Source organism: Alcaligenes sp. SMD-FA, assembly GCF_025960365.1.
In the GTDB taxonomy this organism is placed as follows: domain Bacteria; phylum Pseudomonadota; class Gammaproteobacteria; order Burkholderiales; family Burkholderiaceae_B; genus Alcaligenes; species Alcaligenes aquatilis.
In genome coordinates this window covers 3628547-3649156 of record NZ_CP110108.1, presented here as the reverse complement: position 1 = coordinate 3649156, position 20610 = coordinate 3628547, and the positions used below count along the sequence as shown (strand labels likewise).

The 20610-nt window shown below is 53.8% G+C and carries 23 protein-coding genes and 1 tRNA gene; 19 read left to right on the top strand and 5 right to left on the bottom strand.

All coding sequences use genetic code 11. The annotated features are described in order from the left end of the window. The first annotated feature begins 11 nt into the window (after positions 1–11). The 9 genes from OKX01_RS16875 (at position 12) to OKX01_RS16835 (ending at position 8346) form a co-directional block, all read left to right on the top strand. A complete protein-coding gene (locus tag OKX01_RS16875; RefSeq protein ID WP_264672117.1) occupies positions 12–440 on the top strand; it encodes a phage tail assembly chaperone in 429 nt (142 codons plus the stop codon). Positions 441–618: 178 nt separating this feature from the next. Next, the gene (locus OKX01_RS16870; protein ID WP_264672116.1) at positions 619–1383 is read left to right on the top strand and encodes a DNA adenine methylase; all 765 of its coding nucleotides are present in this window, start codon (positions 619–621) and stop codon (positions 1381–1383) included. Between the two features lie 111 nt (positions 1384–1494). Further along, positions 1495–2679, top strand: a complete 1185-nt coding sequence (locus tag OKX01_RS16865) for a phage tail sheath protein (RefSeq protein WP_264672115.1) — start codon at positions 1495–1497, stop codon at positions 2677–2679. A gap of 12 nt (positions 2680–2691) precedes the next feature. After that, positions 2692–3201 carry a phage major tail tube protein gene (locus OKX01_RS16860; protein ID WP_264672114.1) on the top strand — a complete coding sequence of 170 codons (510 nt, stop codon included), beginning with the start codon at positions 2692–2694 and terminating at the stop codon, positions 3199–3201. 21 nt (positions 3202–3222) lie between these two features. After that, on the top strand, positions 3223–3546 hold the full coding sequence (locus OKX01_RS16855) for a phage tail assembly protein (RefSeq protein ID WP_264672113.1): 324 nt from the start codon (positions 3223–3225) through the stop codon (positions 3544–3546). Between the two features lie 14 nt (positions 3547–3560). Beyond that, positions 3561–3677, top strand: coding sequence for a GpE family phage tail protein (locus OKX01_RS16850; RefSeq protein ID WP_115634321.1), 117 nt, complete (start codon positions 3561–3563; stop codon positions 3675–3677). Positions 3678–3700: 23 nt separating this feature from the next. Further along, positions 3701–6865, top strand: coding sequence for a phage tail tape measure protein (locus tag OKX01_RS16845; RefSeq protein WP_264672112.1), 3165 nt, complete (start codon positions 3701–3703; stop codon positions 6863–6865). 10 nt (positions 6866–6875) lie between these two features. After that, on the top strand, positions 6876–7307 hold the full coding sequence (locus OKX01_RS16840) for a phage tail protein (RefSeq protein WP_226349135.1): 432 nt from the start codon (positions 6876–6878) through the stop codon (positions 7305–7307). A gap of 13 nt (positions 7308–7320) precedes the next feature. Continuing rightward, positions 7321–8346, top strand: a complete 1026-nt coding sequence (locus OKX01_RS16835; RefSeq protein ID WP_264672111.1) for a contractile injection system protein, VgrG/Pvc8 family — start codon at positions 7321–7323, stop codon at positions 8344–8346. A gap of 84 nt (positions 8347–8430) precedes the next feature. On the opposite strand, the gene OKX01_RS16830 is transcribed toward OKX01_RS16835, so the two are convergent. Further along, positions 8431–8571, bottom strand: a complete 141-nt coding sequence (locus OKX01_RS16830; RefSeq protein ID WP_264672110.1) for a hypothetical protein — start codon at positions 8569–8571, stop codon at positions 8431–8433. Positions 8572–8662: 91 nt separating this feature from the next. Between OKX01_RS16830 and OKX01_RS16825 the strand changes: the two genes are divergently transcribed. Next, a complete protein-coding gene (locus OKX01_RS16825; RefSeq protein WP_264672109.1) occupies positions 8663–9034 on the top strand; it encodes a hypothetical protein in 372 nt (123 codons plus the stop codon). A 141-nt stretch (positions 9035–9175) separates the two neighbouring features. On the opposite strand, the gene OKX01_RS16820 is transcribed toward OKX01_RS16825, so the two are convergent. Together OKX01_RS16820 and OKX01_RS16815 are read right to left on the bottom strand one after the other, a co-directional pair. Next, a complete protein-coding gene (locus OKX01_RS16820; protein WP_264672108.1) occupies positions 9176–10129 on the bottom strand; it encodes a toll/interleukin-1 receptor domain-containing protein in 954 nt (317 codons plus the stop codon). A gap of 243 nt (positions 10130–10372) precedes the next feature. Then, complete coding sequence (locus OKX01_RS16815; RefSeq protein ID WP_264672107.1) at positions 10373–10828, bottom strand: helix-turn-helix domain-containing protein; 456 nt, start codon at positions 10826–10828, stop codon at positions 10373–10375. A gap of 22 nt (positions 10829–10850) precedes the next feature. Between OKX01_RS16815 and OKX01_RS16810 the strand changes: the two genes are divergently transcribed. From OKX01_RS16810 to OKX01_RS16795, 4 genes are read left to right on the top strand one after another with little or no spacing between them, the layout of a single operon-like run. Continuing rightward, positions 10851–11045: a hypothetical protein gene (locus OKX01_RS16810; RefSeq protein WP_264672106.1), complete on the top strand. Its 195-nt coding sequence runs from the start codon at positions 10851–10853 to the stop codon at positions 11043–11045. 4 nt (positions 11046–11049) lie between these two features. Further along, positions 11050–11334, top strand: coding sequence for an ogr/Delta-like zinc finger family protein (locus tag OKX01_RS16805; protein ID WP_319802192.1), 285 nt, complete (start codon positions 11050–11052; stop codon positions 11332–11334). After that, positions 11321–11509 (top strand): hypothetical protein, encoded by a 189-nt coding sequence (locus tag OKX01_RS16800; protein WP_264672105.1) that lies wholly within the window; start codon positions 11321–11323, stop codon positions 11507–11509. Before OKX01_RS16805 ends, OKX01_RS16800 begins: the two co-directional genes overlap by 14 nt. A 6-nt stretch (positions 11510–11515) precedes the next feature. After that, positions 11516–14197, top strand: coding sequence for a toprim domain-containing protein (locus OKX01_RS16795; protein ID WP_264672104.1), 2682 nt, complete (start codon positions 11516–11518; stop codon positions 14195–14197). 283 nt (positions 14198–14480) lie between these two features. Here the strand turns inward: OKX01_RS16795 and OKX01_RS16790 are convergent, their stop codons facing one another. Further along, positions 14481–15758, bottom strand: coding sequence for a tyrosine-type recombinase/integrase (locus OKX01_RS16790; protein ID WP_264672103.1), 1278 nt, complete (start codon positions 15756–15758; stop codon positions 14481–14483). 191 nt (positions 15759–15949) lie between these two features. Next, a tRNA-Phe gene (locus OKX01_RS16785) sits at positions 15950–16025 on the bottom strand. A 296-nt stretch (positions 16026–16321) separates the two neighbouring features. Between OKX01_RS16785 and hemA the strand changes: the two genes are divergently transcribed. The 5 genes from hemA (at position 16322) to OKX01_RS16760 (ending at position 20569) form a co-directional block, all read left to right on the top strand. Further along, complete coding sequence (gene hemA, locus OKX01_RS16780; RefSeq protein ID WP_094197912.1) at positions 16322–17596, top strand: glutamyl-tRNA reductase; 1275 nt, start codon at positions 16322–16324, stop codon at positions 17594–17596. Between the two features lie 98 nt (positions 17597–17694). Beyond that, complete coding sequence (prfA, locus tag OKX01_RS16775) at positions 17695–18774, top strand: peptide chain release factor 1 (RefSeq protein ID WP_125277953.1); 1080 nt, start codon at positions 17695–17697, stop codon at positions 18772–18774. 2 nt (positions 18775–18776) lie between these two features. Then, the gene (prmC, locus tag OKX01_RS16770) at positions 18777–19643 is read left to right on the top strand and encodes a peptide chain release factor N(5)-glutamine methyltransferase (RefSeq protein WP_264672102.1); all 867 of its coding nucleotides are present in this window, start codon (positions 18777–18779) and stop codon (positions 19641–19643) included. A 21-nt stretch (positions 19644–19664) separates the two neighbouring features. Continuing rightward, positions 19665–19991 carry a Grx4 family monothiol glutaredoxin gene (grxD, locus tag OKX01_RS16765; RefSeq protein WP_094197909.1) on the top strand — a complete coding sequence of 109 codons (327 nt, stop codon included), beginning with the start codon at positions 19665–19667 and terminating at the stop codon, positions 19989–19991. Next, positions 19988–20569 carry a UbiX family flavin prenyltransferase gene (locus tag OKX01_RS16760; protein WP_264672101.1) on the top strand — a complete coding sequence of 194 codons (582 nt, stop codon included), beginning with the start codon at positions 19988–19990 and terminating at the stop codon, positions 20567–20569. Before grxD ends, OKX01_RS16760 begins: the two co-directional genes overlap by 4 nt. The last annotated feature ends 41 nt before the right edge of the window (positions 20570–20610 follow it).

The following is a 20610-nucleotide window of genomic DNA, read 5'->3' as shown; positions in this document are numbered from 1 at the left end:
AGGACAGTGAAATGCGACACGACAATCTGATCTATGTTTTATTGAAAAAATTCCCTGCTGCTGTCCACGGCCAGGATTTTTGGGTGGGTCACCCAATTAATCGCGCAACGGGTGAGCAAAGTGGTGCGCCATTCATCATGGATTGGCGGTTAGAAAATACCCTGATGCCCACTTCAGAAGATATTGCCGATCTGTGGCAGCAGTATGGCGAAGAAGCGCTTGCGTATGAGTTTTCTACCAATGCTCGTGCACAGCGTGATGCGTTGTTACTGGAGTTGGACTCCATCGTGAACAACCCATTGCGTTTTGCTTCGTTTGAAGCGGTTGAGCAGGTTAGCTTGGCCGAGTATCGACAAGCGCTGCTTGACGTTCCGCAACAAGCTGGGTTTCCCAATGCTATCGATTGGCCTCAAAAGCCAGCGTGCATTGCTAGAGTTTGAAACCCCTAATTATCTAAATACACTCTGAACAAGTGTGAAAAAGACGCGGCGCTGCACCAGGTGTTCGAGCACCAGGTGCAGCCCGCTTCAGCAGTGTGTAGCTGCATGAGTTGGCCAAGGCCGCGCCACCTGTCGACAGGCGGGGCAAAGGTTAACATACATAACACACCGTAACACAATGACTTCCCCCATTATTCCTTGGATGGGCGGCAAACGCCGTCTGGCCAAACATATCCTGCCCCTTTTCCCCGAACACCAGTGCTACGTCGAACCCTTCGCTGGTGGTGCTGCCATGTTCTTTGTCAGACCTGAGCCAGCCAAGGTTGAGGTGTTGAATGACATTAACAGTGACCTGGTCAATCTGTACCGGGTTGTTCAGCATCATCTGGAGGAACTGGTACGCCAGTTCAAATGGTCCCTAGTCAGTCGCCAGATGTTCACCTGGTTGAAACTGACAGATGTGCGCACTCTGACTGACATTCAGCGTGCAGCGCGGTTCTTCTACCTGCAGCACACCGCATTCGGTGGCCGTAGTTATGGCCAATCGTTCGGGATCGCTACTACGTCTAAGCCACGTCTGAATTTGCTGCGTATTGAGGAGGCGCTATCGAGCGCCCACCTACGGTTGTCACAAGTGTTTATTGAGAATCTTTCATGGCAGGAGATCGTGAAGCGCTATGACCGACCGCATACGCTTTTCTTTCTGGACCCGCCTTATTGGCAGCTCTCAGGATACGGAGCGGAGTTCACCTGGGATCAGTATGAAGAGATGGCCACCGTCATGCGTAGCATGAAAGGTAAAGCTATTTTGACGATCAATGACCATCCCGATATAGCCGAACTGTTCCAGGAGTTCCGACAGCAGAAGGTGGGTATCGAGTACACGGTAGGTCAAGTTGCCGAACGTAAGAAGTCCTCCGAGCTGATCATTTGCAACTGGTAGCGTGGTGCTTCTTCGTAACGGCTATCTGAGAAATCACCAGCGGTGAACTACGCCGCTATGCACGCCACCATAGAGCTGTTCTAACCCGATCACGCTCTTAGGGAGGCCCGCATGGCGGCTGACTATCATCACGGCGTCCGTGTCACTGAAATTGAAGGTGGCACACGACCCATTCGCACTATTTCTACCGGCATTGTCGGCATGGTGGCCACGGCTGACGATGCTGATGCTGAACTTTTCCCCCTCAATCGCCCGGTTCTGTTGACCAATGTTCTATCTGCCGTGGGCAAGGCCGGTGAGAAGGGCACGCTGGCACGCTCGTTGGATGCAATGGGTGCCCAGGCATCGCCCACTACGGTGGTCGTTCGTGTGGCCGAAGGCGTAACGCCAGAAGAGACGACGGCCAATGTGATCGGTGGTGCCGATGCCTCCGGTCGCTACACCGGCATGCAGGCCTTGCTAGCGGCGCAGTCATCTGGTCCCCGCGTCAAACCCCGCATTATTGGCGCTCCAGGCCTGGAGAATGCCGCCATTACCGCCGAGCTGGCCACAATCGCGAATAAGCTGCGTGGCTTTGCTTACGCGTCTGACCTGGTCAGCCAGACCAAAGAGGAGGCCGCTGCGTTCCGTGAGACATTCGGGCAGCGTGAGCTGATGCTGATTTGGCCTGAGTTGATGCGCTTTGATACGGCATCCAAGAAGGAATCGGCCATCGCTGCATCCGCTTTCGCCTTGGGTTTACGTGCCAAGCTGGACGAGGAGGTGGGCTGGCATAAGACGCTGTCCAATATCGTCATCAATGGCGCGACGGGTATCTCTCGGGATGTGTTCTGGGATCTGCAGGATCCAGCGACCGATGCGGGCTATCTGAACGAAAAGGACATCACCACCCTGATCAACCGGCAAGGCTTCCGGTTCTGGGGATCCCGCACTTGCGCCGGTCCGCAAAGCCTCTATCCCTTTGAGAACTACACACGCACGGCGCAAGTCCTGGCCGACACGATGGCCGAGGGCCATATGTGGGCGGTTGACGGTCCGATGAACCCATCCTTGATCAAGGACATCATCGACGGGATCAATGCCAAGTTCCGTGAGCTGAAGTCCCTGGGCTACATCATTGATGGCCAGGCCTGGTTTGATGAGGAGCCCAACACCGCTGAGGTACTGCAGTCGGGCAAGGCCTACATCGACTACGACTACACGCCGGTCCCACCGCTGGAAAACCTGAATTTCCGTCAGCGCATCACTAACCGCTACCTGGTGGACTTCGCTCAGCGCGTCTCCCAGGCGGCATAACAGGGGCTAACGATGGCATTACCTGCAAAGCTCAAGAACTTCAATTTGTTCAATGAAGGCCAGAACTACATTGGCCAGGTCGAAGAGATCGTCTTGCCCAAGCTGACCGCAAAGATGGAAGAGTGGCGCGGTGGCGGCATGGACGTGCCTGTCGACATCGACTTTGGCATGGAGAAAATGACGATGGAGTGGACTGTGGGCGGTTTTGACCCCCAGGTGTTCCGTCAATTTGGATCTATGACACATGGCTCCTTCGGGCTGCGTTTCGCCGGTGCCGTGCAAAGCGATGATGTGGCCGAAGTGAAAGCACTCGAAATTGTGGTGCGTGGCCGTCATAGCGAGATCGACATGGGTACGGCCAAGGCCGGTGAAGACACCAAGAAGAAGATCACGACCTCACTGAGCTACTACAAGCTCACGCTAAATGGCGAAGAGCTGATTGAGATCGACGCCATCAATCTGATCAAACGCATTGGTGGCAATGACCTAAGCCAGGGCATCCGTGCCGCTCTGGGCATTTAACTTTTTTCAGAAGAGAAAGCTATGAAAGACGAGACGATCAAGACACAAACCCCGGTCGCTACCCAGCCTGGCCAAGTCGAGCTGGAGACCACCATCAAGCGCGGAGCAGAAGTGATCACGCATGTGCAGTTGCGCAAACCCAAGTCCGGCGAGCTGCGCGGTTTGAACTTGGCCAACCTGGCTAACCTGGATGTGTCCAGTCTGATCAAGCTGATTCCCCGTATCAGTCAGCCAGCGCTGGTAGAGCAGGAGGTGGCAAGTTTGGATCCGGCTGATTTGACTGCTTTGGGTGTGGAAGTTGCCACTTTTTTGGCACAGAAGAAGCTGCAGCAGGACTTCCATTAAGTGTGGACGAGATCATGGCCGACCTGGCCGTGGTCTTTCACTGGCCGCCGTCGGCCATGACAGACATGACCGTGTCTGAACTGATGGACTGGCATGAACGCGCCCGCGAGCGCACTCAGCCCGAATCCTGACGGATGTAGGGTCTGGAATCGACATGAGCAAGACCCTACAACTCAAAATTCTCACTGCCCTGCAAGACAAGATCTCCGCTCCACTTCAGAGGATCCGAGGCGGGGCAGGCACATCCTCTCAATCCCTGAAAGAATTACGAGACCGACTGCGCGGCCTGGAGGCCACACAGAAGGACGTAGGCCGTTTTCGGGAGCTGTCGGCTGGACTCAATCAAACTAGAACAGAGCTGCAGCAGGCCCAGGGCCGGGTGCAGCAGTTGGCCCGCGCAATGGGTGGAGTCGCACAGCCTACCCGAGCTATGCAGCAAGAGTTCAAGCGTGCCGTAGCAGACGCGCAGCGGCTTAAACAGACGCATGGCCAGCAAAGCAATGAGCTGCAGACATTGCGCACCAGACTCAACTCTGCTGGCATGTCGACCCGTCAACTGTCCTCTGGCGAACGTGAGCTGCGCTCAAACATCGCTCAAACCAATCGTGCGTTGACTGAACAGAAATCGCGCCTGGATCAAGTTGCCCGGCAGCAGCAGCGTGTCAATGCGGCCAAAGAGCGTCTGGCTCGTGGCCAAGCTCTGACTTCAAGCATGGCGGCCACTGGCGCGACCGGCCTGGCCGTGGGGACTGGTGCGTTGTACACCGGCGCGAAGATGATGGCTCCTGGTCTTGAGTTTGATGCCACCATGAGTAAGGTGCAGGCTTTGTCTCGTCTGGGTAACAACGACGAGGCATTGGCGGCATTGCGCCAGCAGGCGCGGGAACTGGGTGAAAAGACCATGTTCAGCGCAACAGAGGCGGCGCAAGGGCAGAGCTTCTTTGCGATGGCTGGGTTTAAGCCCGAGGACATCATCGCCGCGATGCCTGCCATGCTGGACGTGGCCAAGGCGGGGGATATGGACTTGGGTCAGACAGCCGATATTGCCTCCAATATTCTGACCGGCTTCAACTTGCAGGCCGCCGACATGACAAAGGTCGGTGATGTGATGGTTGCGGCATTCACACGCTCCAACACCTCGATCCACATGCTGGGTGAGACCATGAAATATGCCGCGCCCAATGCAGCGGCTTACGGTCAAGACATCGAGATTATGGCGGCGGCTGCGGGCAAGCTGGGGGATGCCGGTATCCAGGGGTCGATGGGCGGGACTGCACTTCGCGCGATTCTTAGCCGTATGGCTGCACCGCCTAAAGAGGCGGCTAAGGCTTTGGAGCAGTTGGGGATCAAAGTTAAAGACGCTCAAGGCAATATGCGTCAGTTGCCTGACTTGCTCTCAGAAATACATGAACGCACAGCCAAAATGGGTAATGTGGAGCGCGGCGGCCTTCTAAAGGCCATTGCGGGCGAAGAAGCAGGTGCGGCAATGACGGTCCTGGTTCAACAGGCTGGTAACGGAGCATTGCAAGCCCTGATCGAAGTTTTGCGGCAGGCCTCGGGAGAGTCGCGGCAGGTGGCCCAGATTATGGGCGACAACCTGAAGGGGGATTTGGATGAGTTAAGCAGCGGCTGGGAGGATCTGGGTATCCAGTTGCAGGAGCAGCAGAACGGTGCCTTGCGTGGTTTGGTGAAGTGGGTCACGGGTGTTGTCGGGAGTATCAAGTCCTGGATGGTGGCCAATCCTGAACTGACTTCAGGGCTGGTGCGTGTGGCGGCTGTCCTGGCGGTTGTTATTGCGGCAGGTGGGGCGTTGACGCTTATGCTGGCGTCCATTCTTGGCCCCATAGTCATGGTCCGGTTTGGGCTAAGCATGTTGGGGATCAAGGGAGGAGGCGCTCTATCTCTGCTCGCGAAAGTCGGTGGTAGAGCCTTTTCCATGCTGGCGCGGGGTTTCTTGGCATTCAGCCGCTTGTTGTTGCTCAATCCGATTGGCCTGGCGATCACAGCAATAGCACTCGGCGCGTACTTAATCATCAAGTACTGGGAGCCGATCCGGCAATTCTTCGCTGGGCTTTGGAGCCAGATTCGATCCGCGTTTGACCAAGGCGTAGGCGCCGTAATTTCACTCCTGGTGAACTGGTCGCCTTTGGGGTGGATATACAAGGCCTGGGCGGGCGTATTGAGCTATTTAGGTGTCGAGGTGCCAGGTTCGCTAAGCGAAGCGGGTATGGCGATGCTCCGAGCTTTGGGCGATGGTGCAAGCCGTGCCTGGTCGGCAGTACAGGGGCTATTCACAAAGTTCTGGTCTGATTTGTCGATGGGCGCATCGGGAGGTTTGGCTGGCATTGGTGCAGTCATTCTTAACTGGTCCCCGTTGGGGCTGTTCTACCAGGTGATGTCTGGCGTCATGTCCTACTTTGGTGTGGAGCTGCCTGAAAAATTTACGGGCTTTGGCTCGATGATGCTGTCGGGCCTAGTCAACGGCATCCAGGGAATGGCCGGTGCCGTAAAGGACTCGATCACCGGCCTGGGCGACCAAGTCACCGGCTGGTTCAAAGAAAAGTTGGGGATTCACTCGCCCAGCCGTGTTTTTATGGGCTTTGGCCAGAATATTTCTGAGGGCGCGGCTATCGGTGTGACGCAGCGTAAGCCGACTGTAGGCAAGGCTGTTAAGGGGCTTGTCGCAACCGTGCTGTCTGCTGGTGTGGCAATGGCCGCTGGCGCAAATCCCTTGCAAGCCCAGGCACACAAGTACATCTCTAAAGCGGTTGAGGCAGTGGAGCAAGCGAAGCCTTTGGAGAAACTGCAGGAGCTGCGTGAGCGGAGTCGAACGGTTCCAAAGGTGCGTAAGCCAATCGTTCGTAAGGATCCTATCCCACAACAGGTGAAAGATGAGGGGACGATCCGCTGGCAGGAAAAGCTGCCTGTGTTGCCGCCGCCGGTGGTCCCTGCTGTCAATGAGGCGGGTAGTCAGCCCGTCTCTATGCTGGATCAATTACGCGAGCGTCTGGGCAGTTTCTTGGCCCCAGCCGGTGATGTTCTTTCTCGCGTTGGCCAGACCGTGGAGCAGGCCTTGCAGCGTGTGGGTGCTTTGGTGTTCGACACTCGGCCATCAATCCAGCACCAGGTCCAGCAGAACACCTATAGACAAGAGTCCACGAACTCTCGGTATAGCCAGGGAGGCGATCACATCGAGATCAATATTTATCCGCAGGCTGGCCAAAGTCCTACGGACATCGCACAGGCAGTGCGCCTCGAGCTGGAGCGGTACAAGAACGAGCAGCGTGCCCGGCAGCGTTCCAGCCTAAACGACTATTGAGGATCCCAAAATGATGATGGCATTGGGTCTGTTCATGTTCGGAATGAACACGGCAGCGTATCAAACTCTTGAGCGGCAGACATCCTGGCGTCACGCACAAAGCAGTCGTGTAGGTGCCAGAGCTGCTTTTCAGTACCTGGGCGTAGGCGATGAAACCATTACTTTGCCTGGGTGGCTCGCCCCTGGCCAGATGGGCATGGCTGCGTCTATCAGTTTCTTACGGAACATGGGTGACACGGGTAAGGCCTTCACTTTGGTGGATGGCCTGGGTTTTTTCCATGGGGTTTATGTGATTACAAATCTGACGGAAAGCCAGTCAGTACACAATCAATTTGGCCAGGCGCGTCGTATCGAGTTCAGTGTGTCATTGACTCGCATTGATGAAGATAAAGCCGACGCCTTCCTGGGCGATTTGAAACTCCCCTCACACGTATTACTGTAAGGCGGCATGCTTTATGAATCCCCTTTATCCTCGTGCGGTTTGGCGCGTGCTGTTGGATGGTAAAGATCTGGCACCGGCGCTTAATCCGCGTTTGATCAGTCTGTCGATTCGAGAGTGTCGTGGTGATGAGGCCGACCAGCTCGACATTACCCTTAGTGATCACGATGGTTTGTTGGAGATCCCGCCATTGGGAGCCGTGCTTGCAATCTCAATTGGCTGGAGTCATATCGGCCTGGTCGATAAAGGTACGTTCACGGTAGACGAGCTGACGCATAGCGGCACACCCGACATCATCACGTTGCGTGGCCGTTCTGCGGATATGACTAGTCCGCTACGCACGCGTACTGAGCGCAGCTTTCATAAAAAGACCGTAAAGGAAATTGTGGAGGCTGTGGCGGCAGATCATGGCTTAAAGCCGGTTGTGGACCTGATGTTCGCAAAAATCAAGGTGGAGCACATTGATCAAACAAATGAGTCTGACCTGGCTTTCTTGAATCGTATTGGTAAGCGCTACGATGCCGTGGCCAATGTTAAAGATGGGCGACTGGTATTCTTGGTGATTACGGGTGCTAGAACTCAGAACGGGCAACAGATGCCTTTGCTGGAGCTGCTACGAAGTGATGGGGATAGCCATAACTTCCAGCAGGTCGGTCGGGATTCGTACACCGGCGTTAAAGCAATGTGGCTTGATACCCGTAAAAGCAAGAAGCGTTCTGTGGTCGTAGGGGTTCTGGGCAATGCAAAGCACCTGCGCGAGACATATGCCAACGAGACAGACGCTTTACAGGCTGCACAGGCTGAGTGGCAGCGGATTCGTCGCGGTACAGCAAGTATGAAATTCAGTATGGCAGTGAGCCGTCCCGAAATGACCCCACAGTATCGGGTCAAATTTACGAATATGAAACCGCCCATTCGAGAGACTGAGTGGCTTGTGAAAAACTTGGAACACAGTCTGGATGGTTCTGGTGGTTTACGGCTGACCTTAGATCTGGAAACTCAGGGAATCGAGGAGCTGGATGACCAAGAAGAAAAGCAATAAAGTTAGAATAGGCCCCTCCTTAAAGGGGCTTTTTTTAAAGTGTTTGAAATCAAAATACAAACGTCAAACTGACTTGATGTGCGATTAATCTTGCGCCGTTTTTTTTATTTCAACCAGGTGGTGGTCGGCTTCCATTGGCGTGGCTTCAGCCAGAAGCTCTCTTAAAAAATCACGGTATGGCTCGACCTCTGCGGGCGGCTCACCAAAAAGATAATGCACGTTCATTCGGGTTTTACAGCTCGTTAGTTGAAGAAATTAAAATGTTATAAAAGATTACTTTATTAACATCGGCCAGATCTATTAACGAGGAAAATTAATGCGTCTTATATTCCGTGGTTTTGTTACTCTTTGGCTGGCGCTGTTTGCAGCCATGGCTTTAGCTCAGCAGTGGTATGAGGGCGGTACCTTACACGATGCAACCTTGCTAGAGTGGAAGCAGGCGACTCCAGAAAATAAGTTAGCCACGATAGCGGATATGGTATCCGCTACCTACAATCGAGAAAGTTTTGTTCCACTTGTGCAGAACACTATTAGTAGTGGCCGCATGCCAGCGATCAAGAAAATTGCTGAAACGCTTGTAGGTCAGATGGATGAAATAGCTAACGATCCTACAGTTGCGTCTCCTGACCACATGGTGGTTGAAGCAGCGCTCATGCTGATGATAGCCAATGGGATGCTAAGAAATTGATCTGTCCGATGGTAACTTATGTCTGACTATGAAAAATAGTGGATGATCAAATATCAGAGCATCCACTTTCGGTTTTGGATTCGAGGCATTGAGTAGACGGCGACATATTGAGAAAGTGGATTCACTATAAATGCTTAAGACTCAATTTCTCCCTGACTTCGACTGCAATAGTTTGGCAAACTCAATCGTTGATTCGATGAACTTCGGGTCGAAAGATGAAGATTCGAGAGTTGAAAAAGAAGAGTTTCGGTCAATATTCCAGTGCTGAAATACTTCCTTCAGTTCCGCCCATTGGGTATTTTCCCCAAAAGCTTGCAGATAAAATTCTCCAAATCGAATAGCATGAATTCGATCTGAACACTTCAGGGCTTCGCTTGCATAGGACTTGCCGAGTGAAAAGGCGTACTTGGCGCACGCTCCAAGTAGGCCAATTACAAGAAGTGCCTTGAGTGCAGCAAGGATTAGACTTTCAGTGGGCAGTGTTGTTTGCTGAGTTGTAGCTGTGAGGCTTTGCACCGCGAACCAGATACCAGCTACGAGCGACAAGAAGCCGAGCATGTACCAAAGGTAGCCTAGCCGACGATCGCGGACTTCCAGACCAGCAAGAGAGTTTATTGCAACCTGTATGTAGCTGGCTGCATTCTTCTGGAGCTGCTGGGCTACAGCAGAGGCTTTAACTTCTATTGCTGCGCGTCGCCCAATGAAAGTAGATACAGCTACTTCGATCTTCTGCGAAATCTCATCAATATTTTTATCCGGCTGGATAATCGCCTGGATATCTTGGAGTGAAAGCGGTAGTGGGCTGTCGTCAATGATTACCGGTACGATTAACATGCGGCCTGAATCGGCCGCATATGCTCTGGCCGCTCCAACCTCGGCTAATACGTACTGTGATTTTGACGTACTCTCCGAAATAACAACGACAAATATTTCCGATGTCTTTAGTCCCTGATCCAGAGTAGTGCGCCAATCCGTTCCAGGCGCAAGTGTGTCGATATCATAGGTAAGTGAGTGCCCAGCAGCCTTAAGTCGCTGAGCTAGTTGAGTGACGAACATTTGGTCAGTTCGTTGGTAGGAAATGTAGATCTTTGCCATAAATTATTTTAATTCAAGCCTTCATTAACACCGAAAAACTTGCGGGGCGAGCTGAGTGTAGTGGATTGTTCTGTACACAGTTTCCTCCTTACCAGGAGGGGTCAATTTGGAAGTCATTGACCGGCTGGGGCGTTGATTGGTGCCATCTTCTATGAGGTATTTCCTGTATTACATTTCAGATAGGCTCTGTCAGATTAAGTTTGTATTAATACATCTGAATGCAACTGTTCTCACGAGGAGTCCTTATGCAGTTTTGCTCATCAATCGGGCTAAGGGCTTAGCTTCCCCTTCGCCATGCTTTACAGCCATGTAGAGTGCTTCAGCAGCTTTACGTTTCTTCTCGGGCGGCAAAGTCTTTTTAGCTTCCGCCAGCGCCCAATCCACAGCTTCCCAAGCATTAGATAAACCTGCCAGCTCTGCTGCGATGGTTGACCTATTTGCCGCCCGTACACCTGACAGTAGATAGCAGGTGTCAATCTTGTTCTCATGCAGAGCGCACAAGTACTTGGCGTCAGGACTTCGCACGTCCTTTTCATAGTTGATCTGGCTCACCTTTGAGACTCCGGCCAAAGCACCAAAGTCCGATTGCGACAGTCCCATCCTTTCCCGTTCTTCTTTCAAGCGCTGCCCAAAGGTAAGCATTTCTTTCCTTTTTCGATTGACAGGTAAACGTTTGTTTACCACAATAACGAATGTCACTTCTGTTATCGAGAGTCACGCCATGAAACATACCACTAAGGGGGTAGCCCGCACTAGCCCCGACACCACCCCTCAAATGATTGGTCTTCGTTTGCCGCCTGCGGAGATGGCTCAGGTACGCGAGTTGGCAGCTGCTGACGAGCGCACCCTTGCACAATTTGCCCGTATTTGCTTTCGCTTAGGCCTAGAGCAGATGCGTCAGGGCAAGAAGGAGTAGCGCTATGGCACTACGCGTAGGCATGGACTGCCCACACTGCGGTAGTCGTGCGCAGATCCGAACCAGCACTGGCGTTTCCCGAACGATGCGCAAAGTCTATTTCTTGTGCAACAAGGTGCCTTGCGGCCACTCCTGGGTCGCCACATTAGAAGCAGTCCGCACCATTTCCCCATCCGGCCTGCCGGATCCAAGTGTGGATCTTCCAGTTATGGAGCGATCTGAGGTCGAGCACGTTTTCGACGTTTTGAACCAGTCACCTCAAAGGAGCTTCTTCGATGCTGACGAATGAGCGCAAGACCGTATGTGCTGCCTTTGTTGTGGCTGAGTTGGTGGGGCAGGCTCGTAAAGAGCTGGAGTCGAACTGGGATCGAGCCAGCGCAGTTTACGAGCACAAGTCTTTGATAAATATGGAGGCCAGGAGCGCTTTTCGCGTTGCTGAGTTCCGCAAATTGGTTGACCGTTAAATGCTCATGTCCCCTGACATTTTGAACGAAGCCTTGATCAAGCTGGGTGAGTTTGACTTCAAGGAGCGCTCCGGCTGGCTGCGGCAGGGGCGCTGCCCTTCCTGCGGCAAAAAGGAGCTGTATACCAAAGCTGATAATCCCTGGGTCATTAAGTGCGGCCGCTTAAATAAATGCGGCTATGAGGTGCCAATCAAGGAGTTGTACCCGGACCTATTTGAACATTGGTCTCGTCGTTACCCCCAAACAAAGGAAAGCCCCACTGCAGCTGCAGATGCCTACTTAAACATAGGTCGTGGGTTTGATTTATCGCTGATTAAAGGCTGCTACACGCAAGAGAGCTACTACGATAAGAACCTGAATATAGGTACGGCTACAGTGCGTTTTGCTGTTGGCGATACCTGGTGGGAGCGTCTTATTGATGAGCCAGGCCGCTTTGAGAAAAAAGCTAATTTCAAGTTCGGGGTACCGTTCAAGGGGCATTGTTTTGTTCCTCCGTCAGTCAGGCTCCAGGAGGTTCGCAAACTCTGGATTGTGGAAGGGATTTTTGATGCTATCGCGCTGACTCAGGCAGGGGCGCCAGCGATCGCGGCAATGACCAGCAATGTTTACCCAGCATTGTTCCTGGATCAGTTGCGGGAGACCCGTAAGGGGCGTTTGCCTAGCCTGGTCTGGGCCTTGGATGGTGATAAATCAGGACGCACATACATTCCGAGGTGGAAGGCCCGTGCAGAGAAAGAAGGGTGGCTTTGTCAGGCAGCCATCATTCCGCAAGGAAAGGTCAAACGAGACTGGAGTGACCTCCTGCTTTTTGACCGTAACCAGGAGGATCCGGCCAGGCACTACCTAAGCAGCAAAGGGCTTGAGGAGTTTCTTTACGAAGGCGCAGTTCTAACGTCTAGAACAGCTGCAGAGCGTGGTCGGCTGATTTATGAGAAGAAAGGCCATAACTCCTTTGAGTTTGGCTTTGGCAATCGTCAGTACTGGTTTGACCTGGACATTGAGAAATACAACAAGGCAATTGATCGAATCTCAGAAGAAAAATCAGGCCTGGACCAGGAGGAATTACGCGAGCAGGCCATGCGTGAGTCTGGAAGCGTTCGTGAAATTGCCAATTGCTTGCCTACACCCCTGTACTTTCAACAGAACAAAATCACTGATGAGTCCTGGTACTACTTCAGAGTGGAGTTTCCACACGATGGCGCAGCCATCAAAAATACTTTTACTGCTGGGCAAATTTCTACAGCGAGTGAGTTCAAGAAACGGCTGCTAGGTATCGCACCTGGGGCCGTCTATACCGGCTCCAATTCCATGCTAGAACGGACCATGCGGCATCAATTGTTCGATATTAAGCGAGTGGAGACCGTGGACTTCATTGGCTATTCGCGTGAGCACGATACCTATGTGTACAAAAATGTGGCTGTGCGGGATGGCAGGGTCTATCCCCTAAATGAAGAAGACTATTTCGACGTCGGCAAGCTATCTATAAAAAGCCTACTGCAATCAGTGGATGTTCAGTTGAATAGTGACCTGCGCGACTATAGGTCCGACTGGTTTCAGTTCTATGCAGAGGCGTTTGGGAGTAAAGGCCTGGCTGCGCTGACCTTTTTCTTTGGATCGCTTTTTGCCGAGCAAATCCGCAAGGAGCAAAAAAGCTATCCATTCTTAGAAATAGTAGGGGAGGCGGGCGCCGGCAAAACTACAGTGATTGAGTTCCTGTGGAAGTTGCTTGGGCGTGATGAGCATGAGGGGTGGGACCCTTCAAAATCCACGAATGCTGGGAGGGCGCGTAACCTTGCCCAAATTTCAAATATGCCATCGGTGCTGATCGAGTCCGAGCGGGAGCAAAGTGGCGACGGCAAGGCTCACGTTAAGTCGTTTGATTGGGACGAGCTAAAGACGGCCTACAACGGTCGCAGCCTGCGGTCGCGCGGTATGGCTACAAGCGGGAACGAGACCTATGAGCCACCTTTTCGAGGTGCGATTGTTATTGCTCAAAACAATGTCGTCAGTGCTTCTGAGGCGATTCTTTCTCGGATCGTGCATTTGTATTTTGACAAATCTAACCACACGAAAGGCTCAGCTGCCGCTTACAAACGAATAAGCAGCATGACAGTCGAGGAGCTCAGCGGCTTCACATTAAGGTCGATTTTGCGCACCAAAGACGTGCTCGAGCTTGTTGTGTCAAAAACTGAGGAGCATAAAACAGCGCTTCTTGAGGAAGAAGGTATTAAGAATGTGCGTACTGCTTTAAATCATGCCCAGATGATGGCGCTTGCAGAAGCACTGCAATTGATCGTGCCAATGACCGATAACCAGCTGCATGAGTTGCATGAGCATTTTCGATTGTTGGCCAAGCAGCGTGAGCAAGCCTTGAGCGCCGATCATCCGCTGGTCCAGGAGTTCTGGGAGGCATATGACTACCTGAACGGCTCAGACCCGGTGGCACCGCGATTGAACCATTCCCGTGATCCTGGGTTGATAGCCATCAATTTGAACCACTTTATTCAGGCAGCTGCAGAGGCTCGGCAGCAGATCCCTGCCATTCGCGACTTGAAAAAGGTCTTGAAAACCAGCAGGCAGCATAAGTTTTTAGATCGGCGTGTGGTCAATAGCGGAATTAAAGAGCGCGAAAGCCAGCCAGCCGGTACCAGCACTTCTATGAGCTGCTGGGTCTTCTCAAAAGAGTAGGCGTTATGCAGAACAGAGAAACTTTGAAGTCAATGATCAAACACGCCGAGGGAGGGTGTAATGTCTGAAAAAAAGCTCAATCCTGACGGCTTGTACCGTTGGAGGGACATTGCAGGTATGGTGCCAGTGTCCAGGGAGACCTGGCGCAAGCGGGTGACAGCAGGGACAGCACCGGCTCCTGTCCGGCTCAGCCTGCGTTGCACATGCTACCGTGGCCAGGACGTGCTGCTCTGGCTACAGGATCCTGGGGCTTACCGTCAGGATCCACCGAAGCAATAGGACATTATCCGTTGGCTGCCCGTAACAATGGGACCACATTGTTGCCGGTGGCCAGCGTGTCTAAGTAGTCGGACCAGGTCTGCATCAGCTCTACACGTTCTTTGAGCCAAGTTGTGCGGTTGTAGGCCCGCCCAAGGCTGTCAGAGACCTTGTGGCTGATTTGTAGTTCCAGCAGATCCTGATCAATACCGAGCAGCTCGACAGCCATCGTCCGGGCAGATGCTCGGAATCCATGTACTGTCATTTGCCCTTGAAACCCAAGCCGCTTGATCGCGCCCATTGGTGTGTTGTTTGAAATAGGCTGCCTTGGTTTGAGCGGTGACTGAAACACCATGCCGCTGCGGCCAGTAACTGGCTGCAGTACCTTCAGAATCTCGACCGCCTGACGCGACAGAGGCACTAAGTGCGACTCCCAGCCGGTCAGTGATATTTTGGTGTCGCCCAACTGACCCTCTCTTTCAGACGGGATCTCCCACATCGGAGCACCCCAATTCTTCCCTTCTAAATCGAATTCAGACCACATGGCCAGGCGCAGTTCCTTTGGGCGCTGGAATAGCAGGGCGGACAAGCGAAGGATGCACCTGGTCACCAGCTCGCCTTTGTAGCTGTACATGCTGCGCAAGAGCTTCGCAAAATCGCGAGGATTGGTTATAGCGGCAAAGTGTTTGGCCTTGGCAGTGACCAGGGCACCACGTAGGTTAACGGTGGGGTCATAGGAGGCCCGGCCAGTTTGAATTGCGTATCGAAACACTTGGCCGCAGTTCTCGCGAGCACGGTGAGCTGTTTCGATTACCCCACGTCCCTCTATACGATTTAAGACAGCTAGTAGTTCCGGCTCTTTAATGTTGTCCATGGTGAGTGAGCCTATCCATGGGAACACATCCCTTCTTAGCCTGCCATCAATCTTCTCGAAATGGCTAGCTGCCCACACAAGCTTTCTTTTTGCCAGATATTCCTCAGCCACGCTTTGAAAAGTGTTGTTGGCTGAAAGGGCGGAGCGCACCTTGTCGACTTTGCGTTGTTGCATTGGGTCGACGCCATCCGCAAGGAGCATTCGCGCCCTGGTGTGTAGATCGCGAGCGCGGATTAAGCTGACTTCAGGATAGATGCCCAGGGCGAGAGTCTGGCGGCGACCGTGGAAGCGGTAGTCGTAGCGCCAGTATTTGGATCCTTTTGGGTCTATGAGCAGATACAGGCCACCGCCATCTGTGAGGCGGCGGACCTTCTCGGCTGGCTTGGCTTGTTTGCAAGCCAGGTCAGTCAATTTTGCCAGGGTGGCCATAAGCGTTTTGCAGTGAAAAGACAGTATTTTTTTGATGTACCCGAGTGATTCAGGGTTCGTACTGTCAACTGTACTGTCAAAACAGTTTGCTGTCCTTGGGCAAACCTGGGCATCGTTGGGCAACAAAAAACCCGCAAAGCCAATGCTTATGCGGGTTTGTTGGCGTTGCTGGGCAACGTTGGGAATTCGGGTGGTGGCCTGGGGCGGAATCGAACCACCGACACAAGGATTTTCAATCCTCTGCTCTACCGACTGAGCTACCAGGCCAACGTGTACTGCTCGGTAAAAATAAAACTATACCACGTTTTTTTATTTGTGCACATAGTACAACAAAAAATTTATGCATCTTTTCGACTTCAAATTTGCCGTACCCCTAGGGGGAGGCCCTTTTCAGCGAAAAGAGGGCTGCATAAAGGAGTGCAATTGTAATCACAAAAAGGCAATTCAAGTAACATTTTTGGCAAAACTGCGGCTTGCGGCGTAAAATCACTTCAATTTCATGCGTTTTGCGTTTGCAAAAACTGCCTGTCTTGGTCTTTTCAAGGCTATAGCCTGTACTGCTCATGTCTGTAGATGTTCTAACCTTCGGTCTGAATCATGTGTCCGCGCCGGTTGCCGTGCGCGAGCGCGTTTCGTTTCCGATCGATGTGTTAAAGCCTGCGCTTGATACCTTGCGTGCCACTTTTGGCACAGGTGTACGTGAAGCAGCCATCCTGTCTACCTGTAATCGCACCGAGATCTACTGTGCGGCCGAGCCTCATGTGGCCGAACGTCTGCCCGAGTGGATGGCGGACTTCAACAGCCTGCGCTCTGCCGAGCTGACCCCTCATTTGTATCGCTACAACCAGAATGAAGCCGTGCGCCATGCGTTTCGCGTTGCCAGCGGTCTGGATTCCATGGTGTTGGGCGAGCCCCAGATTCTGGGTCAAATGAAAGACGCCGTGCGAGCCGCCAACGAGGCCGGCTCGCTGGGTACGTTGCTGCATCAATTATTCCAGCGTACCTTCTCGGTGGCCAAGGAAGTACGTACGCAAACCGCGATTGGTGCGCATTCGGTGTCCATGGCGGCAGCAGCAGTTCGTTTGGCCGAGCGCGTGTTTGGTGATCTTGGCCAAGCCAAGGTGCTGTTTATTGGTGCCGGCGAAATGATCGAGCTGTGCGCCACGCACTTTGCGGCGGTGAACCCCTGTAGCATCGTGGTCGCCAACCGTACTCAGGAACGTGCTGAAAACCTGGCGTCTCGCTTTATGGCCAGCACCATGAAGCTGGCGGATGTACCCGAGCGTCTGGCAGATTTTGATGTGGTGGTGTCCTGTACGGCCAGCACTTTGCCCATTTTGGGTCTGGGCATGGTGGAGCGGGCCGTGCGTTCGCGTCGTCACCGCCCTGTGGTCATGGTCGATCTGGCCGTGCCACGCGATATTGAAACCGAAGTAGGCCGTCTGGATGACGTCTACCTGTATACCGTCGATGATTTGGGCCGCTTTGTACAGCGCGGTGCGGATGCCCGTCAGGCTGCGGTGGTCCAGGCTGAAGCCATTATCGACACCCAGGTGCAGCACTATATGCACTGGCTTGGCACCCGGGCGATTGTGCCCGCTATTTTGAATGTGCAGCAGTCGGTCGAGAAAGTACGCCAACACGAGCTGGAGCGTGCGCGTCGTATGCTGGCTCGCGGTGATGATCCGGCAGAGGTCATTGAAATGCTGGCGCATGGCCTGACTCAAAAGTATATGCATGGCCCCATGGCCGAATTGACGCGCAGCGAAGGTGCGGAGCGCGCACAGTTGCTGGATCTGTTGCCTCGCCTGTTGCCCTCGACTACCCGTCGACGTTAGCGTCTGGGCTGCTGTCTGTTCACCGACTTTTCTGCGGTGCAGCCCGTTTGCTTTGAACTGCGCCCAGACCTTCTGATTTTCCCTTTAGGCTGTTCCCTATGAAAGACTCTATGCGCGGTCGGCTTGAGCAATTGTCTCGCCGTCTGCATGAGGTTGATGCCATGCTTGCCGAGCCAGAAATTGCCGGCAATATGGATGAGTTTCGCAAACTGTCGCGTGAGCGTGCCGAGCTGGACCCTGTCGTTACGGCTTTCAAGAGCTATGAAGCGGCCGAGGGCGATTTGCAGGCTGCTCAGGACATGATGTCCGACCCTGAATTGAAGGAAATGGGCGAGGAAGAATACAAGCTGGGCAAAGAGCGTATTGCTCAATTGGAAGACGAGCTGCAAATCCTCTTGTTGCCCCGTGATCCGGATGATACCCGCAACGTCTTTATTGAGATCCGTGCCGGTGCCGGTGGTGATGAAAGTGCCCTGTTTGCCGGGGACTTGCTGCGCATGTACATGCGTTACGCCGAAAACTGTGGCTGGCGCACGGAAATCATGTCTGCCAGCGAGTCGGAGGTGGGTGGCTACAAAGAAGTCATCGTGCGTATTGAAGGCCAGGATGTCTATGGTCGCCTGAAATTCGAGTCTGGCGCGCACCGTGTGCAGCGTGTGCCGGAAACTGAAGCCCAGGGCCGCATTCACACCTCTACATGTACGGTGGCCGTGTTGCCTGAGGCTGAAGGCTTGGCTGAGATCACCATCAACCCCGCTGATTTGCGTGTGGACACCTTCCGCGCCAGTGGTGCCGGTGGTCAGCACGTGAACAAGACGGACTCTGCCGTTCGTCTGACTCACTTGCCTACCGGGCTGGTAGTGGAGTGTCAGGATGATCGCTCTCAGCACCGCAACCGTGAGAAAGCCTTGCAGGTGCTGGCTGCGCGTCTGAAAGACAAGCAGCAGCGTGAGCAATCCGACAAGGAAGCTGCCGAGCGCAAGAGCCTGGTCGGCACGGGAGATCGCTCCGAGCGCATTCGCACCTACAATTTCCCGCAAGGCCGCATGACGGATCACCGTATCAACCTGACCTTGTACAAGTTGGGCTACATCATGGACGGCGATCTGGACGAGCTGATCAAGGCTTTGCTGTCCGAACATCAGGCCGGCTTGCTGGCTGATCTGGCGCAGGCGTGAGCATGAGCCTATCCGGTGAGCAGGCCGTGCCTCAAACGGTCACGCCTGCCGATTCCCCTCGTACTCTGCGAGCTTTGCAGCGGCTCAGCCCCTTGCCGCGTCTGGAGCGTGACATGCTGTGGATGCAGGTGCTGGGTGTTGGCCGTTCCTGGCTGATTGCGCACGACACGGACGAGTTGCCACTGGACAAGATTCAACGCTATCAAGCCCTGGAGGCCCGGCGGGTAGCGGGTGAGCCTATGGCTTATATCGTCGGTGTCCGCGAATTCATGGGCCATGAGTTTCTGGTATCGCCTTCGGTGCTGATTCCGCGCCCCGATACGGAAACCCTGGTCGAGCGTGCCTTGGAGCGCGTGCAGCACATCAAAGCCCCCCGCATTCTGGATATGGGCTGTGGCAGCGGTGCCATTGCTGTTTCTTTGGCGTTGGCACGCCCCGATGCCCAGGTGGTCGCCAGTGACATCAGCACGCTGGTCTTGGCGCAGGCCGGCCTAAATGCTCAGCGTTTGTGTGGGAAAGTCGAGTTTTGCCTGGGGAGTTGGTACGATGCCGTGACAGGCCAGGAACCTTTTGACCTGATCGTGTCCAACCCTCCATATATTGCAGTGGATGACGAACATCTGGCGCAGGGCGATGTGCGGTTCGAGCCGCGTCAGGCACTGACAGATGGCTCTGACGGCTTGACGGATTTGCGTACAATAGTTCAGGGAGCCGGGCCGTATCTACGCCCCGGTGCTAGTCTTCTCATGGAGCACGGCTGGGATCAGGCCGACCATGTGCAAAATATGCTGCGGCAGGCAGGGTTCAAACAGATCGTCAGTTATGAAGATCTGGCAGGAATCCGGCGGGTCACAGGTGGACAGTGTTAATTCTTTTCTTAAGAGAACATCATGAGTGAAGTTCAAGATTTCATCCGCGAAACCGTCACGGAAAACCCTGTTGTGCTGTTTATGAAGGGCACAGCTCAAGCTCCTCAGTGCGGTTTCTCCGCCCGTACCGTGCAGATCCTGCGCGCTGTTGGTCTGAGCCAAGTGGTTGTGGTCAATGTGCTGGACGACGCCGAAGTGCGTCAGGGCATCAAGGATTTCTCCAGCTGGCCCACCATTCCTCAACTGTATATCAAGGGCGAATTCGTCGGCGGTTCGGACATCGTGTCTGAAATGTACGAAAACGGCGAATTGGAAACCATGCTGCGCGAGGCTGGGGCTCTGGAGTGAGCACCAAGCGACGCCTGGTCATTGGCATGACCGGGGCCACCGGGGCAGTCTACACCGTGCGTTTGCTGCAGGTGCTGCAGTCCTGTCCGGATGTGGAAACCCATTTGGTGATCTCGCCCTCCGGGGTGTTGAACATCAAGTATGAGCTGGATATCGACAGGCATGGGATCCAGGCTCTGGCCGATCAGGTGCATAGCTTTCGCGATGTGGGAGCAACCCTGGCCAGTGGCAGTTTTCCGACTGCTGGCATGGTGGTTGTGCCCTGTTCGATGCGCACTCTGGCTGCTGTGGCACATGGTCTGTCCGATAACCTGATTACCCGGGCAGCAGACGTTACTTTGAAAGAGCGTCGCCGTTTGGTGATGATGGTGCGTGAAACGCCATTCAATTTGGCGCATCTGCGCAATATGACCGCCGTCACGGAAATGGGCGGGATTATTTTCCCGCCTATGCCCGCGTTTTATCTGCGTCCCAAAAGTATCGACGATATTGTCGATCACACGGTGATGCGGGTGCTGGAACTGTTTGATATTCAGGTGCCCGGTGAACGCTGGGATGGTTCGCAAACGCCGAACTAAGGCTGGATAGCCGTTCAGTGGGTATAAAAGCCCCGATATAA